Here is a 14,884-nt window from a genome sequence, read left to right on the forward strand (position 1 = left end):
GGTGTCACCTGCCCTGATAGGCGGGCTGCGCCGCGACCACGGGTTGAGGCGCCTCGGCGGCGGGTGTGGCCGAAAGCCCGGCCAGGATCGACCGGTTGATTTCGGCAAGGGCCCGCACACCCGGCTTGCCGCCCATGATGTCGGCAGTCTGCCGGTCGACCCAGATGGCCAGCGACACCAGTCCGGCGCGCAAATCGGGCGACAGCGCGTTTCCGGGCAGGGCAAGGTCGTATTTCAGTTCGGTCCAGAATTTCTGGTTCTCGGCCAGCGCGTCGCGCAGCCCGCCCGAGAGGATGCCCAGGCGGTCGGCTGCGGTGGTGGCCGTATCGAAGGCGCAATGCGCCTCGAGTGCGCCCGTCAGGCGCGACAGGATGCGGCGTTCGATCTGGCGGGGGGATTCACTGTGACGGATCGTGGTCTTGTAGGCTGCAAGGCTCATGCGTTCTGCTTTCATGTCGTCCCGGTCTTCTGATCGGGATGTTTCGGGGAACTGTTCCGGGCGACCTGCCTGTCAGTTCTTATGTCCGAGGTGGCAGGGGGCCCGATCAAGGCCCCCCGCCTGTGCCTGTATGTCTGCTCTAGCTCAGATCAACGTCCTCAGCGAAAAAGGCTGAGGATGTTCTGCGGGTTCTGGTTGGCGATCGCCAGGGACTGCGTGGCCAGCTGCTGCTGGACCTGCAGCGCCTGCAGGCGCGCCGCCTCTGCTTCCATGTCCGCATCGACCATGCCGCCGATACCGCTGTCCAGACGATCGGTCAGCGTCGCCAGGAAGCTCTGCTGGTTCTCGATGGCCTTTTCCGTGATACCAAGGTCGGTCGCGTAGGCGATCATCAAGTCAAGCTGATCGCGCGAGGTGTTCACACCGGCTGCGTCAAATGTCGCCGTTGCCGGAATCAGTGCGGTCACCAGGGCGCTTACGTCGACCGTGGTCAGGGTCAGTGTGCTTGCCTCAAGTGCGGCAGCACCGCGGAACAAGCCCGTGGTCACGGTCTTGGTGCCGGCAGTTGCCGTAACAAGATCTTCACCGTTGAAATTGGACTGATCCAGGATGTTTTGCATCTGCGCTGCAAGAGCCACCAGTTCTTCGCGGACCAGCGCCTGATCAGCCGTCGGCAGGTTGACCGCGAAAGTCTGGCGGTCGATGTACTGCTTGGCCAGATCGACCACGGCCTCGACACCCAGACGCGCGGTGGCGACCGAGTTCTTGGCCAGGGTCATGCCTTCATTCACAGATTTGTTCAGCGAACTGTCCGAGTTCATCGTCTCGGAAATCGAAAAATACGCCGCGTTGTCCTTGGCAGTGCTGACCTTGAGGCCAGAGCTGACCCGGTCCTGCGTGCTGGTGAGGCTGTTGTTGATGTTGCGCAGCGTGGTCAGCGCGTTCATCGCGGCGGAGTTGGTAATGATCGAGCTCATGGTAATTCCCCTTCTAGGGCTGTGATGTTGAAATCGTCATTCTGACGATAGACGGCAGGGACCTTGATGGGCTTTTGCCGTGAAGGGAGATTGGCCGCGGGGGTTAAGGCCGGGTTAACGTTTCAGACAGAACGGTCGAGACGCTCCAGCGGGACCGGTTCAGCGGCGCGCGCCTTGCCCTTTTCACCGTAGATCCCGCCCAATCCATGCCGATCCCGGATGCGGATGATCTCGGACAACATCGCGGCTGTGGCCTGGGTCATGCGCTCCAGCAGCATCCGGTCCGTCTCGATCAGTTCCTGCAGGTTCGCGATGCGCCCGCGCAGCGCCATGTCTGGCGGGTCAGCCGCAAGGGCTTCGGCGATGGAGGGGCCGGCGGCCTCGAGCGTGGCGCTCAACTCGGCCTTGCGGGCAGCAAAGGCGTCCACCTGCCCCAGATCGCCGCGACGGATCGCCACGATCTCGTCCTGCAGGAGCCGCATCAATGCATCCAGCGCCTGTCTGTCTATGTCCGTCATTCTTCCCCCTTGCCTGCGCGATAGGCGTCAATGCCTGCTTCTATGCTGCGGGCGATGCCGGTGCCGCCGTGGCTGGCGATTTCTTCGGCAAAGGCCCGCGCCAGGAAACTGCGCCAGGTGTCTTCGCCATGACCGCCGCCGAATTCACCGGCTGTGGTGCCGCGCATCATTTCCTCGACTGCCTGCGACAGGAACACGACCTCGAACTCAAAGGCCGCGCGGGCGGCATCGGTCGCGGCGCTGCGGGTGGTCGATACGGTGGTCTGCTGCACGGGGCGGGCAGGCTGCGGGCCTGTCGTCTCCATCAGATGATCTCCAGATCGGCATGCAGGGCGCCGGCGGCCTTGATCGCCTGCAGGATCGAGATTGTCTGCGTCGCGCCCAAGCCGATGGCGTTGAGCCCATCCACAAGGCGCTGCAGGCTCACGTCGCCTTCCAGCACAGTGAATTGCGTCTCGCGCTCCTGCACTTGCACGTTGGTCTGCGGCACAACGACCGTTTCACCGATCGAGAAGGGTTCGGGTTGGCTGACCTCGATTTCCTCGCGGACGATGACGGTCAGACCGCCCTGGCTGACCGCGACATTGGCGATCCTGACCTCTGAACCGATGACGATGGTGCCTGATCGCGCGTCGATCACCACCTTGGCGATGCTGTCCGGTTCGACCCGCAGGGATTCGATCTGGGACATCAGGCCGAAGATGTCGGCCTTGCCGTTGGGGCGCACTTCGACGGTGCCTGGATCAAGCGCAATGGCGCTGCCGGGACCGACCGAACGGTTGATGGCCTCTTCGACCCGCGCGGCTGTCGTGAAATCGGGCGTTCTGAGCGCGATGCGAATGCTGTTGAGCGAGTTGAAGGCCAGCTCGACCTCGTTCTCGACGGTGGCGCCGTTTTCGATCCGGGCGACGGTCGGCACGCCCTCGACGATGCTGGCGTTGATGCCTTGCGCGGCATATCCGGCCACGGCGATCGGCCCCTGCGCCACAGCATAGACGGCACCATCCGCACCGGCCAGCGGCGTCACGATCAGCGTGCCACCCCGCAAGGACGAGGCATCGCCCAGGGATGACACGACAACGTCGATGGTCGATCCGCGCCGCGCGAAAGGCGGCAACATCGCGGTGACCATGACGGCGGCGGTGTTTTCGGTGCGCATCGTTTCATTGGACAGGTTGCCCACGCCCAGACGCTCCAGCATGCCTTCGATGGATCGCTGGGTGAAGGGGCTGTTGCGCAGACGGTCGCCGGTGCCGTTCAGACCGACCACAAGGCCGTAGCCGACCAGCTGGTTCTCGCGCACGCCTTCGAAAACGGCGATGTCCTTGATCCGCACATCAGCCTGAACCGGCGCCGGGGCACTGCCCACGGCCAATGCAATCGCCACGAGCGTGGCAATCAAACGTTTCGAATGGCGCATTTCTGAACGCATGGCGGTCGCCGTCCCCTGCGGCCCCGGACAGGGGCCACCTTGATTGAAGTAAAACAGGCATGCATGAATAAATACAAGTATTAATTTAATCAATGCTTGTCTTTTTTCGCGATTTTGTCATGTATAGTAATGATTAACAATGTCGGCACGGGATTTATATATGCCTCGCTGCCGATCGGCAGCGAAGGGCAAGCAGGATGCACATCTACCTTTACGAGCCGCGCGAGGATCGTGCGGCCAGCATCTCAGCCGAACTGCGCACCGCAAGGATGATACCGGTCCGCATCGCAGATACGTTCTTTCAGCGCGACCTGGGGTTGTTGAACCGCGAAGGGCATGACACGCGCCCGCTTCTTCTGGCCGACAGCAGCGCCGTTCTTGACCAGATCGGCAGGCTGCGGGGCGCGGGGTGCCGCAATCCGATCATCGTCATGCGGGATCTGCGCAATGCACGCGCGGCGGCGCAGGTGCTTGATCATGGGGCCGATGATGTCATCGTGATCCCCCTCAAGGGGGTCGAGCTGCGCTCGCGCATCAATTCGATCATGCGCCGCGCCCACGGGCATGCCGCGCAAAGCGTCAGGATCGGCGCAGTCACGGCCTATTTCGACGGGCGCGACCCCGAGGTCGCCGGGGAACGGGTGTTCCTGTCGGGACGCGAACATGCGGTTTTCACGCAGCTGGCGCTGAACGCGCGCAAGGTCGTGTCCAAGGCCGCGATCTATGACGCGGTCTACGGGATGGCCGAAGAACAACCCTTCGACAAGGTGATCGACGTCTACATCTGCAAGATCCGCAAGAAGTTCGACTCGGCCGCAGGCCCCGGACACCGCTATATCGAAACGGTGCATGGCCGGGGCTACAAGCTGTCCGCGCCCAAGCAGACGGTGGATGATCTGGACCTGCATGCGGACACCATTCACGGCGTGCCGGACGGCGTCAGCGCGCGGGCTCTGAAAACCCGTTTACATGAAGTTCAGGAATGACAGCCGCGACAGCCGCGACGTGACGGCATATGTGGCCTCAAGCTGGGTTTGCAGGCTGTTGAGGCGCATCGCTGCTTCATAAGGGTCCACCCCTTCCAGCGACAGAACCTGGCTGTTGTAGAGGTCCTGACGATCGCGCTGCGTGGACAGGGTCTGCTCGACCACCTGTTGCTGGGTGCCAAGACGGGTTTCCACGTCGAGCAGACCGGAAATGCCATCGGACACCGCGTTGACGGCCGCCCCGACCCAGACGCGGTAGGCCTCGGGATCGGCGATTTCGGCGGGATCGGTCGCGGCGATCATCGCAAGCCCGCGCAACAGGTCGGTAAAGGCCGGATCATTCGCCTGGATACCGTAGGCCAGCACCGTCGTCTCGTCGAGGCGGGCCGTCACGCGGGGCGAGGGCGAACCGTCGGTTGCGACAAGGGGCGTTCCGTTGAAGAATGTACTTTCGAACCGCTCTTCGGCAGGCAGCACGGTTGCGGCGCTGGCATAGATTTCGGCCAGGCGCGCGGCCTTGGCGGTGGCATCGGCGGCGTCCGTGATACCCGCCCCGATCGTCGTGGCCAGCACGTCGCGCGGCGCAAGACCGGTGTCGGGGTTCACGGCATCCCATCGCTGCAGCGGCAGTTGCGCACTGTCGGTCCCGGCAAAGAGGGGCACACCCAGGAACGAGGTGTTGATCTGCCCTGTCAGCCGTTCCAGCACGACCCGCGCCGCGCGCTGCAATTCACCCGCCGTCTGTGTCGGCGATTCAAGATTGCTGGCGGCAAGGTCCAGGAACCCCTGTGCCGTGTCCCGCGCCTGTCGCAGGGTCAGGGCCGTCAGGTCCAGCCGGTTGGCCAGCATCTCGTTCGAGGAAATGAACGTCTCGTTCCGGGCCATGCTGGAGCGCAGCGCCAGCGCCTCGGACGAGCGCATGCCGAGGGCGCGGAAGATATCCGCCTTCATTCCGGTCGTGGCTTCCTGCCCGGCCTGCGTCAGCCGCTGGTTCAGGTCAGCCGCCACCCTGCGCTGCGAGACAAGCGCATCAAGGGTGGACATCGTGCGAACGGTTCCGATCATGATCCTATCCTTTCCGGTCAGAAGGCCGCCAGCAATGTGTCGACCATTTCGCCAAGCGTTCGCATCATGATTGCGTTCGCGCCGTAGCTTTGTTCGATGGCGACCAGTTGCTGCAATTCGTCGTCGACATTGACGCCCTGAAAGCCCAGCCGCGCGGTTTCCAGGACCTGCGCGCCGGCCCGCAGGGATTCGGCCCGGTTCTGTGCCGAACTGTGGCTGACCTTCTGATCGGCGATCATGGCGGGCACGAAATCCGACAGGCGCCCCTGGGCACCCAGGCCTGCCTCTGGCGACAGGGTGTAGACGGTGCTGAACGAGGCGATCATCGCCTCGATCCGGGTGCTGTCGCTTTGCGGGCCGGGGGCCGTGGCCCCGATCCCGTCGCGCATCCGCCACAGCGTATCGCCGCCCGGCCCGCGCACCGCCTCGTTGATCGTGATCCGCGCCGCCAGACCCGCAGCCGCCAACGGATCGAAGGCCGCGCCGGCATCGGTGAAAAGCCCCGGCTGGCCCGGTGCCAGGGTAGTATCGGCGGTTGTGAAGGATTCCACCAGCATGCGCGCGGCTTCGTCCAGCTGGGTCTGCATACGCGGCAGTATGTCATTCAGCAGCGCGATCCGTCCGGCCAGTCGGCCGTCCTCGAAACCGCGCGCGCCGGACACGCCGGGTGTGATCTCGGCATCGCCCGCAAAGAGCCGCCCGTCAGCTGCGGAAAAGGTGACGGCATTGACGTCGCGCCCTTCCAGCAGGGGTGTTCCCCCCGCCGTGTAGATCACGATGCCGCCGTCCGGCTGGCGTTGCACCCGCAGGTCGACGATTTGCGACATCTCGTCCAGCTTGGCGGCAAGGGTATCCTCAAGCGCAGCGGCGTCGCGGGTGCCCGGCTCGCGCAGGGCGATCTGGCGGTTGATCTCGGCGGTTTCCGACAACAGCTGGTTCAGCGTGACGACATCCGATGCAATGCCTTCACGGGTATTCGCCGCCGTTTCGCTCAGGCGTCCGGACGTCGTGTTCAGCGTCGAGGCCACGCTGGCCGCCGCATCGAGCGCGGCGCGCTGCAAGCCGGGTTGCGCCGGATCGTTGGACAATTCGTCCAGCCGCGACTGCAAGGCGCTGATCCGCCCCTGAAGCGACAGCGGGTCACCCGGTTCGCCCAGAAGGGCGGCATGAACCTTCAGGCCGTCGGCCACCGCGTCCTGCGTGGCCGTCCGGGACATTTCCTGGCGGTGCATCCGGTCAAGGGCCCCGTCCACCTCGCGCCGCAGCCCTTCGACCTGCACGCCGCTGCCGGTGGGCCCGCTGGTCAGCAGGATACTGCGCCGCACATAGTCGGCCCGGTCGGCGTTGGCGATGTTGTTGGAGGTCACTTCGGACCATGCAGCCGTCGCGGCAAGGCCGCTGCGGCTGCTGATGAAAGCGTTCGTGATACTCATGGCCCCTGCCCTTTATGCTGATCAGCGCTTGATCCGCAGGGTTTCGTCCAGCATCTCATCGGCGGTGGTGATGATCTTGGCGTTGGACGAATACGCGCGCTGCGTCTGGATGAGATCGGTCAGTTCCCGCGTCACTTCGACGTTGGAACTTTCCAGTGCGCCCGCCGTGATGCTTCCGGCCGAGCCAACCTCGGCGTTGCTCAGACGCAGGTTGCCCGAGGCGCGCGACAACAGGAAGGCGTTGCCATCCGCCGTCAACAGGCCATTCGGGTTCGGCACCTCGGCCAAGGGGATGTTGTACAGGGCGCGGCGCAGACCGTTGTCGAACACCCCGTAGACATCGCCACGTTCGTCGATTTCGGTCCTGACCAGCATGCCGGTCTGCGATCCGTCCGCCCCGATGGTCAGCGGCGCATAGTCACCGGCGAACTGGGTCATGCCGGTAAAGGTGCCCGGTGCACCGAAATCCAGCGTGATGTTCTGCGCAGGCGTGCCGACGGCAACCGTGGCCTGACCCGTCGCGGGATCAGAGCCCGCGAATCCGGTGAAGGTATAGGCCTGCGGCGAGCCGGCCTCGGGGCCGGTGGCGTTGAAGGTCACGTTCGCCGTGCCAAGCGTCGCGCCGGCGGGATCGGTCACTGTCACGTCCCAGACGTTGGCCACGCCCGTCGGCTGCCAGGCGAATTGAAGACGGGCGGCGGCGCCAAGCGGTGAAAAGAATTCGGCCGAGGAGAGGAAGGGGTCACCCGGCACGGCGAGGCCTGTCTGCTGGGCCGGCACGTTGCCACCGAATGTGATCGCCGTCGTGGGCGATCCGTTCATCTGGATGTCGCCGACCTTGACTGTCTGAAGATCGCCGAAACCGTTGCGGTCCAGGGCACCCAGCGTGCCATCTTCGTTATAGGGGAAACCGGCCAGGTAGTAGCCTGCCGCATTGCGCAGATAACCGTTTTCGTCCGGCAGGAAAGATCCGGCCCGCGTCAGACGGTAATTCGACTCGACCAGTTCGTCAGGGTTGCGGGACACGACGAAGAACCCCGATCCGCTGATCGCAAGGTCGGTCGGGCGGCCCGTCGGGCGCAACACGCCGTCGACCGACACATCCGTGCCCTGCACGGCCTTGACGCCGGCAGCCGCAAGTCCGGTGGTTCCGCCGGTGGTGTTGGTGGCCACGACGGTGTTGCTGGTCGTGGTGGTGGTCACCATCTGCGCGAAACTGCGCCGGTAGCCGTCCGTGTTCGCGTTCGCGATATTGTCCGCGATACGGTCGACAGCGGTCGAATTGGCGCGCAGACCGCTGACCCCGGTCTGCATCGAGTTGGAAATGCTCATGTTAAAGCGTCCTTCTTGTTGGTTGCCACCAGCGCCTGACAGAATTGCCTCATTGTTATATATTGGCGGCGGAGTTTTCGGTGCGGTTAAGGATTTCTTCGGTCGTCATCGCAGATGTCATGGCATGGCGCTGCTCCCGACGGATTGAAGCATGCGCAAGGCATTGTCGGCCTTTTCCACCCTTTGCCGGGCAGAGGCGTCGCGCAGCGGCAGCACATCGGGCGCCTCGGCGGTCAGCCCCTCGGCCAGGGCGGCCCAACGCTCGCCCAGTTCCGGAAAGCTGCGGGTCAATTCGCGCAGACGGTCGGGATCGCCGCCGCGATGCGTCGCAAGCAGCAGGTTGATCCGGTCGCCCAGCGGCATGTCGGGGCCAAGGCGGCGCAACAGCTGTTCATAGGCCTCGCGCGCCACGTCCCATTCGCCCAGTTCGAAAGCAGCCTCGGCGCGCAGTCGGCGGTAGGCGTCGCTTGGCGCGACCATCCGGGTGGTCAGAACATCGGCGGGCCTGTCGGTCGCGGCGAAAAGCGCAGCACGCAGGAAGTTGTAGCGGTCCTGCAGCAACGGGTCGGCGGCGGTGACCGGTTCGGCAAGCAGCGCCTCGGCCTCGGACAGGCGCCCACCCTGCTGCAAGGCCGCCGCATGTTTCAGGCGCAGCCGGTCACTGGCCAGGTCTTGCGCCGCCATCGCCGCCACATCGGCAGGGCCGGGATCTTCCACGGGGCTTTCCTGCGCGTCGATCTGCGCCCGCAACGCCGCATATTCGGCGGCGGCCAGACCACTGGCCCCGCTTTCGGCCAGAAGATCGGCGAAAGCCTCGGCCAGCGGGGGGAACATCTGATCAAAGCGATAGTCACGCGCGATGGCACGGTGCGCAGACACCATTTCCGCAAGGGGAATATCGCCAGCCAGCCCCCGTTCATAGATCGCCGCGATCATTGCATGGGCCTGCTGAACGGCGGCCTCGGCCTCGCGCGTGCCGGGATGCAGGCGAATGATATCGGCCAATGCATCCAGCGCGGGCAGATCGCGCCGCTCGGCCAGTTCCAGCCCGGCAATGCGTTGCAGCGTGGCAAGGCCCAGCGCGCCACCGGTCCAGAGGGTGCGGGTCTGTTGCAGCAATTGCCGCGCATCATCGGTCTGCAAGGTGCCGGTGGTGCGCCCGATGTCGATCAGCGCAAGGCGCGACCGCTGCGCCCATTCATCCGCCCCGGCTGCCGCCAGTGCGTGATTGTCGAAGGCGGCCACGAGGTCGCCGCCAAGCGCCGCAGCGCGCCCCAGAAGATAGCGATAGGCGCTGCTCGGACCCTTGTCCTCGCGCGGGGCAAGCCGGGTGGCCAGATCCCGCGCCACATCCCATGCACCGCTTTCGATCGCAGCCATCAGAAGCGGCGGCAAGGCCGCATCGGACAGCGCGACAGGATACCCCCTGAGCACGGCAGCCGCCTTGGGCAGCAAGGGGCGCGCCGCGTCGAAATTGCCCGCCGCCACATGGTGCAGCGCATCGAAAAGCGGCGCATCGGCCCATCCTTCGGGCGCAAGCCCGGGGGATGCGCCAAAGCCGTCCAGTGCGGCGCCCAGCGCGGCGGCACGCCCGGCCTGGGTCGGCGCCAGTTGCGGGCTGCCTGCGGATATGCCACCCTTTGCGTCGGGCACGGCATGCAGAAAGGACCGCGCCTCGGGCAACATGCGTTGCGACAGGTGCAGCGCGGCCAGATCAAGCAGCAGGTCTATCTCCGTCTGGGCGGGGCGGATCGCGGTTTGCAGCCGGTCCCGCAGATCCGCAAGTGCCCGTGTCAACCTTTGCCGGTCCTCAAGGAAAAGAGCCGGATCGAACCGCGCGATTTCCGGGGCAAGGGGCGGCAAGGACAGATGCCGCGCGGGCGCACGCGACGCAACCGGATAGGGGATGTTCTGGGCCAGACGCCCAGCCACCTCATCGTCAGGGCTGGCCGCAGCAGGCGACAGGCCCACCGCTGACAGTGCAAGCACCAGGCAAAGCGCAAACACGGCACGCCCGGACCCGCCACAGGCGGGATCTGCGCCTTGGTGTGCGCATGAACATCCATGTTGAAGGGCTACAAAATCCACGATTTATCCCATGCTTACATCCTCCTTTTCATGTATAAACAAAAAATAATCAACAACAGTGTTTGATTTGTTCATGAAACATGCCTATTCTGCGGCGGAAACATCACTGGGGTCATGCCTTGGACAATTCGACCTATGTCTCGCTTTCGCTTGCAACCGCCCTCCGGCGCGAGATGGACGTTGCCGCAAACAACATGGCGAATGCCAACACGACCGGCTTCAAGGCCGAGCGGGTGGTCTTTTCTTCTTATCTGCACAGCGATCCGGCGGCGGCGACGGGCGACACCAATTTCCTGATCGACCAGGGATCCTATGTGGATGCGCGACAGGGTGCCCTGTCGCAGACCGGCAACCTGCTGGACGTGGCGCTGAAGGGCGATGGCTGGTTCGGCTATGAAACGCCGCAGGGGCAGCGGGCCTATGGGCGCGACGGAAGCCTTGCGGTCGATGCGCAGGGCAATCTTGTCACCCTGACAGGCGCGCGGGTTCTGGATATCGGGGGCAATCCGATTGCCCTGCCGCCCGATGTGGGCGCTGACCTGGCGATTTCGCGTTCCGGCGTCATTTCCAGCCTGAACAACGGGGTGATCGGCCAGATCGGTGTCTTCGGGCTTCCCGATCTTCAGGTCTACGAACGGATCGGCAACGGCATGTTCGTGCCACCGGATGTCGAAGGCATTCGCCCACCCGTGCCCGACACCGTGACCGAGGTCATCCAGGGCGCCATCGAGGGCAGCAACATCCAGCCGGTGGTCGAGATGACACGCATGATGTCGATCCAGAAAGCCTATGAGCGCGCCGTCCAGCTGATGAACAGCGAAGACGAGTTGCGGCGCGACATGCTGCGCCGGATCGGCAGCCCGTCGGGGTAACAGACCGGGCCGGGACGCAGCAGCAACAATCAAGTGACAGGGGCCAACCCTCGTCAGGACAAAGGAAGGGCAGGACATGAAGGCACTTGGCATTGCGGCGACGGGCATGCTGGCACAGCAGACCAATGTCGACGTCATCTCGAACAACATCGCGAACGCCAATACGACCGGCTTCAAAAGCAGCCGCGCCGCGTTCCAGGACCTGATCTACGAGACGCAGCGCCGCGAGGGATCGCTGACGTCGGACGCAGGCACCCTGCGCCCCACCGGGGTCGATGTGGGCCTTGGCGTGCAGACGGTGGGCACCGTGCGGCTGAACACGCAAGGCGGGTTGCTGGCCACCGAGAACCAGCTTGATCTTGCCATCGACGGGCGCGGCTTCTTCACGGTGAACCTGCCCGACGGCGGGCAGGCCTTCACCCGCGACGGCGCCTTCCAGCTGTCGCCCGAAGGCCAGATCGTCACGCTGCAGGGCTATGAGCTGGATCCGGGGATCGTGCTGCCGGAAAACACCGTCAACATCGCGGTGGGCGAAACCGGCACGGTCATGGCCTATGTCGAGAACGATCCCGTTCCCGTAGATCTGGGGCGGATCACCATGGCCACCTTTGTGAACGAGGCCGGGATGCGTGCGCTTGGCAACAACCTGTTGCAGGCGACAACCGCGTCGGGCGACCCGCTGCAGGCCAATCCGGGCGATCCAGGCGTTGGGATCATCCGGCAGGGCTATCTCGAGAATTCGAACGTCAACATCATCCAGCAGATCACCGACCTCATCTCGGCGCAGCGCGCCTACGAGATGAACTCCAAGGCGATCTCGACCGCGGATCAGATGATGTCCACCGCGAACCAGATCAGGTGACATGCAGATGCTGCCCGTCATGACCATTCGCACAGCAGGACGCGCCGCACGGGCTGCCGCCTTGCGGGCGGGGCATGTCCTGGCGGCGCTGGCCTGCCTGACCACCGGTCCCGCGCTGGCAGGAACGGTGCCGCTGGAACAGCTGATCGAGGAAAAGGCCCGCGACAGCGCCGGTCCCGCCATGCCGCCGCGCGGGCGCTTCGATATCTCGGTTCAGTCCGGCGCGCCAAGCGATGCGCTGCTGATCTCGGCCTGGTGGAACGATCCGGCCACGGGACGGTTCGCGGCCAATGTCGTGACCGATGCGGGCGACGTGCGCCGCGTAAACGGTCTGGCCACGCTGATCGTGCCTGTGCCGGTGCCGACGCGCCGCCTGATGCCCGGCGATATCGTCAGCGAAACCGATCTGGGCATGGTCGACCTGCCGGCAAGCCGGATCGGCGCCTTCACGATAACCGACCCTGCCGAACTTGTCGGGATGCAGGTGCGCAGCCTTCTGACCGAAGGGCGCGCCGTCACGGTGCAAGCCGTCATGCAGCCTCTGGTGATCGGGCGCGGCAGTCTGGTCTCGATCCGCTATTCCGACGGCGCGCTTGAGCTGTCTGCGCCCGGTCGGGCGCTTGGCGACGCCCATCGCGGCCAGGAAGTACGGATCGTCAATCTTGTCAGCAACACAGCCCTGGTGGGGATCGCCACCGCAGAAGGCATAGTAGAGGTCAGACGGTGAGCATCGAAACGTCCCGCCCCGCGCATCAATCGCGCAACAGATCAATCACGCGCGGCATGCGCTGCAACCCAACGCTTGGTGCGCGCCTGGGCGCGGCACTTGCCGCCCTTGCCCTGGTGTCGGCCTGCGGCGATCCGCGCGACGCGTTCAACCGCGATCCGCAGGTGTCCGACATTTCGGTGTCCAACGGCACGATCCCCGAGGCCTCTTTCGTGCAGGTCCCCATGCCCCCGCCTGACGCACCGCGCACCTATCAGCGGGCAGAAGCCTCGTCCCTGTGGCAGCGCAGTTCGGGCGGTTTCTTTGCCGATCAGCGCGCCTCGCGCGTGGGCGACATCCTGACCATCGACATCCGCATCGACGACCGGGCGCAGTTGCGCAACGCCAGCCAGAGGGAAAGATCAGGCTCGGGCAATGCGGGTTTTCCGGGCCTTCTTGGCCTCGACAACTTGCCGACCGGTGACATCATCGACATGAGTTCGACATTCGAGGCGTCAGGTTCAGGGTCCATAAACCGCGGGGAATCCATCGACCTCAAGGTGGCCGCACTGGTCGTTCAGAAACTGCCGAACGGCAATCTGGTCATCGCGGGACGCCAAGAAGTGAAGGTCAACCAAGAGTTGCGCGAACTGCGGGTCGCGGGAATCATCCGCCCGCAGGACATCCGCATGAACAATACGATCCCCTACGACAAGGTGGCCGAGGCACGGATCACCTATGGTGGACGTGGGCAATTGTCGCGCCAGCAGCAGCGCAGCTATGGCGAAGACGTGGTAGACATCATTTTGCCCTACTAAGGCTGAAGTCTGACCGCATTCCCGTGCGATCCCTCCGAGAGGAATCGGAGGCTCGGGTCACGGAATGAAGCTATTCCCCATCGTCGCGGTCGTTGCCGTCGGCACATTTGCGTCTGCAGGGTATTTTGCAGGCAGCCTTATCGCAGGCGCACATCCTGTGGATGCATCCGCCATGCATGAGGCAGCACCCGCAGCACATGACAGCACGACACCGGCCGACCCGGCGGCATCATCCGCAGCCGAAGCGGATGCGATCCTGCGCGCGGCGGAATCCAGCATCAACGCGGCAGCCGCCGAAAAGCCCGCACCGGATGAGGTGGAAAAATCCCCCGCCCCGGCAACACCCGGCCCGCATCTGATCAAGATGGAAAGTGTGACCATGCCGGTGCGCAAGCGGGAAAGCGTGACCTTTGTCGTCGCGGATGTGGCGGTGGCAGTGGCCGACGCGGAACGCGCCGCGCATTACAAGATCCCGCAGAATGCGGCGCTGCTGCAGGCGGCCATCGAAAGCGCGATGGCCCGCGCGGCAGAAACCCCGGTCCTGCGTGGTGTCGCCATCGATTCACAGCTTCTGTCGGGCAGCATCAAGTCGGACCTCCAGGAAGAGTTCGCCGACGTCGAGGACGTGTTGTTCCTGACCCTTTACAAGCACGACGTCGGCTTCAACTGATTCGCGCGCCGCAGCGTCAGCGCACGGCGGTCACGGTTCCGGCAAAGGCCGTGTCACCATTGCGCAGCAACATGGTCGTGACGCCCCCGGCAAAGCTCAGCTGTTCGACGCGGGTTGTCGATGACGTGTCATACGGCACGGCGTTGTCGGCGGAATCCCGCGCCAGCACCTCGACACGGAACACGCCATCGGGCACCGGCAGGCCATCGACATCTCGCCCATCCCATGTGACGGCATGATCCGTGCCGCCGATGCCGGGCTGGCCCGTCATTTCGCGCAGGACCGTTCCATCCGCCGTCATGACCCGGATGGCGACATCGGTCGCATCACGCGACAAGGCATAGGTGAAGGCGGCCTGACCATCGCGCAACTCGATCCGGTCCGTGGGAACGGTCACGTCGCGCCCGATCAGCTGCACATCCGAGAGCGACTCGACATTGCTCAGCCTCGTGTCGATCTTTTCGAGGTTGGCATTGGTCACGATCGATTGCTCGACCTGCGTCAACTGGGCCAACTGCGACACGAATGTCGTGGAATCCATCGGTTCCAGCGGATCCTGGTTCGACACCTGCGCGATCAGTAGCTTCAGGAAACTCTGGTAGTCGGTATCAAGCTTGTCCTTGGCGATGTTCGAGTCGGTTGTCGTCGTCAGGCCACCGGTTGCCGTGCTGGGTGAAATTTCCATG

At 64.4% G+C, this 14,884-nt stretch carries 16 protein-coding genes; 6 read left to right on the forward strand and 10 right to left on the reverse strand.

The genetic code is table 11. The annotated features are described in order from the left end of the window. Window positions 1-4 precede the first annotated feature (4 nt). The 5 genes from ACMUJL_RS10050 to ACMUJL_RS10070 form a co-directional block, all read right to left on the reverse strand. On the reverse strand, window positions 5-439 hold the full coding sequence (locus ACMUJL_RS10050; RefSeq protein ID WP_068294244.1) for a flagellar biosynthesis regulator FlaF: 435 nt from the start codon (window positions 437-439) through the stop codon (window positions 5-7). A 158-nt stretch (window positions 440-597) separates the two neighbouring features. Beyond that, a complete protein-coding gene (locus tag ACMUJL_RS10055; RefSeq protein WP_068294247.1) occupies window positions 598-1,416 on the reverse strand; it encodes a flagellin in 819 nt (272 codons plus the stop codon). Window positions 1,417-1,538: 122 nt separating this feature from the next. Further along, window positions 1,539-1,934, reverse strand: a complete 396-nt coding sequence (locus tag ACMUJL_RS10060) for a hypothetical protein (RefSeq protein ID WP_068294250.1) — start codon at window positions 1,932-1,934, stop codon at window positions 1,539-1,541. After that, window positions 1,931-2,239, reverse strand: a complete 309-nt coding sequence (locus tag ACMUJL_RS10065) for a rod-binding protein (RefSeq protein ID WP_375568571.1) — start codon at window positions 2,237-2,239, stop codon at window positions 1,931-1,933. Before ACMUJL_RS10065 ends, ACMUJL_RS10060 begins: the two co-directional genes overlap by 4 nt. Beyond that, on the reverse strand, window positions 2,239-3,366 hold the full coding sequence (locus tag ACMUJL_RS10070) for a flagellar basal body P-ring protein FlgI (RefSeq protein ID WP_375568569.1): 1,128 nt from the start codon (window positions 3,364-3,366) through the stop codon (window positions 2,239-2,241). The genes ACMUJL_RS10065 and ACMUJL_RS10070 overlap by 1 nt, the downstream gene beginning before the upstream one ends. A 197-nt stretch (window positions 3,367-3,563) precedes the next feature. Here ACMUJL_RS10070 and ACMUJL_RS10075 point away from each other — a divergent pair, with 197 nt between their 5' ends. Further along, window positions 3,564-4,352 (forward strand): winged helix-turn-helix domain-containing protein, encoded by a 789-nt coding sequence (locus ACMUJL_RS10075; protein WP_375568567.1) that lies wholly within the window; start codon window positions 3,564-3,566, stop codon window positions 4,350-4,352. Here ACMUJL_RS10075 and ACMUJL_RS10080 read toward each other — a convergent pair. The 4 genes from ACMUJL_RS10080 to ACMUJL_RS10095 form a co-directional block, all read right to left on the reverse strand. Then, on the reverse strand, window positions 4,332-5,417 hold the full coding sequence (locus ACMUJL_RS10080; RefSeq protein WP_375568565.1) for a flagellin: 1,086 nt from the start codon (window positions 5,415-5,417) through the stop codon (window positions 4,332-4,334). The two genes, ACMUJL_RS10075 and ACMUJL_RS10080, sit on opposite strands and share 21 nt — an antisense overlap. Before the next feature lie 17 nt (window positions 5,418-5,434). Beyond that, on the reverse strand, window positions 5,435-6,850 hold the full coding sequence (flgK, locus tag ACMUJL_RS10085; protein ID WP_375568563.1) for a flagellar hook-associated protein FlgK: 1,416 nt from the start codon (window positions 6,848-6,850) through the stop codon (window positions 5,435-5,437). A gap of 21 nt (window positions 6,851-6,871) precedes the next feature. Next, window positions 6,872-8,182 (reverse strand): flagellar hook protein FlgE, encoded by a 1,311-nt coding sequence (locus ACMUJL_RS10090; RefSeq protein ID WP_375568561.1) that lies wholly within the window; start codon window positions 8,180-8,182, stop codon window positions 6,872-6,874. A gap of 117 nt (window positions 8,183-8,299) precedes the next feature. Beyond that, window positions 8,300-10,171, reverse strand: a complete 1,872-nt coding sequence (locus ACMUJL_RS10095) for a hypothetical protein (protein ID WP_375568559.1) — start codon at window positions 10,169-10,171, stop codon at window positions 8,300-8,302. Between the two features lie 218 nt (window positions 10,172-10,389). On the opposite strand from ACMUJL_RS10095, the gene ACMUJL_RS10100 reads away from it, so the two are divergent. The 5 genes from ACMUJL_RS10100 to ACMUJL_RS10120 all read left to right on the forward strand — a co-directional run bounded on the left by ACMUJL_RS10100 (window position 10,390) and on the right by ACMUJL_RS10120 (window position 14,198). Next, window positions 10,390-11,142 carry a flagellar hook-basal body complex protein gene (locus ACMUJL_RS10100; protein ID WP_375568557.1) on the forward strand — a complete coding sequence of 251 codons (753 nt, stop codon included), beginning with the start codon at window positions 10,390-10,392 and terminating at the stop codon, window positions 11,140-11,142. Between the two features lie 76 nt (window positions 11,143-11,218). Further along, window positions 11,219-12,004, forward strand: coding sequence for a flagellar basal-body rod protein FlgG (gene flgG / locus ACMUJL_RS10105; protein WP_375568555.1), 786 nt, complete (start codon window positions 11,219-11,221; stop codon window positions 12,002-12,004). A gap of 19 nt (window positions 12,005-12,023) precedes the next feature. After that, window positions 12,024-12,731, forward strand: coding sequence for a flagellar basal body P-ring formation chaperone FlgA (flgA, locus tag ACMUJL_RS10110; protein WP_068294441.1), 708 nt, complete (start codon window positions 12,024-12,026; stop codon window positions 12,729-12,731). Between the two features lie 56 nt (window positions 12,732-12,787). Then, window positions 12,788-13,528: a flagellar basal body L-ring protein FlgH gene (locus tag ACMUJL_RS10115; RefSeq protein WP_068294442.1), complete on the forward strand. Its 741-nt coding sequence runs from the start codon at window positions 12,788-12,790 to the stop codon at window positions 13,526-13,528. Between the two features lie 172 nt (window positions 13,529-13,700). Beyond that, window positions 13,701-14,198, forward strand: coding sequence for a hypothetical protein (locus ACMUJL_RS10120; RefSeq protein ID WP_138177163.1), 498 nt, complete (start codon window positions 13,701-13,703; stop codon window positions 14,196-14,198). 16 nt (window positions 14,199-14,214) lie between these two features. Here ACMUJL_RS10120 and ACMUJL_RS10125 read toward each other — a convergent pair whose 3' ends face one another. Then, on the reverse strand, window positions 14,215-14,883 hold the full coding sequence (locus ACMUJL_RS10125; RefSeq protein WP_416914241.1) for a flagellar hook assembly protein FlgD: 669 nt from the start codon (window positions 14,881-14,883) through the stop codon (window positions 14,215-14,217). Window position 14,884: the final 1 nt, after the last annotated feature.

The organism is Seohaeicola sp. (genome assembly GCF_048006315.1).
In the GTDB taxonomy this organism is placed as follows: domain Bacteria; phylum Pseudomonadota; class Alphaproteobacteria; order Rhodobacterales; family Rhodobacteraceae; genus Seohaeicola.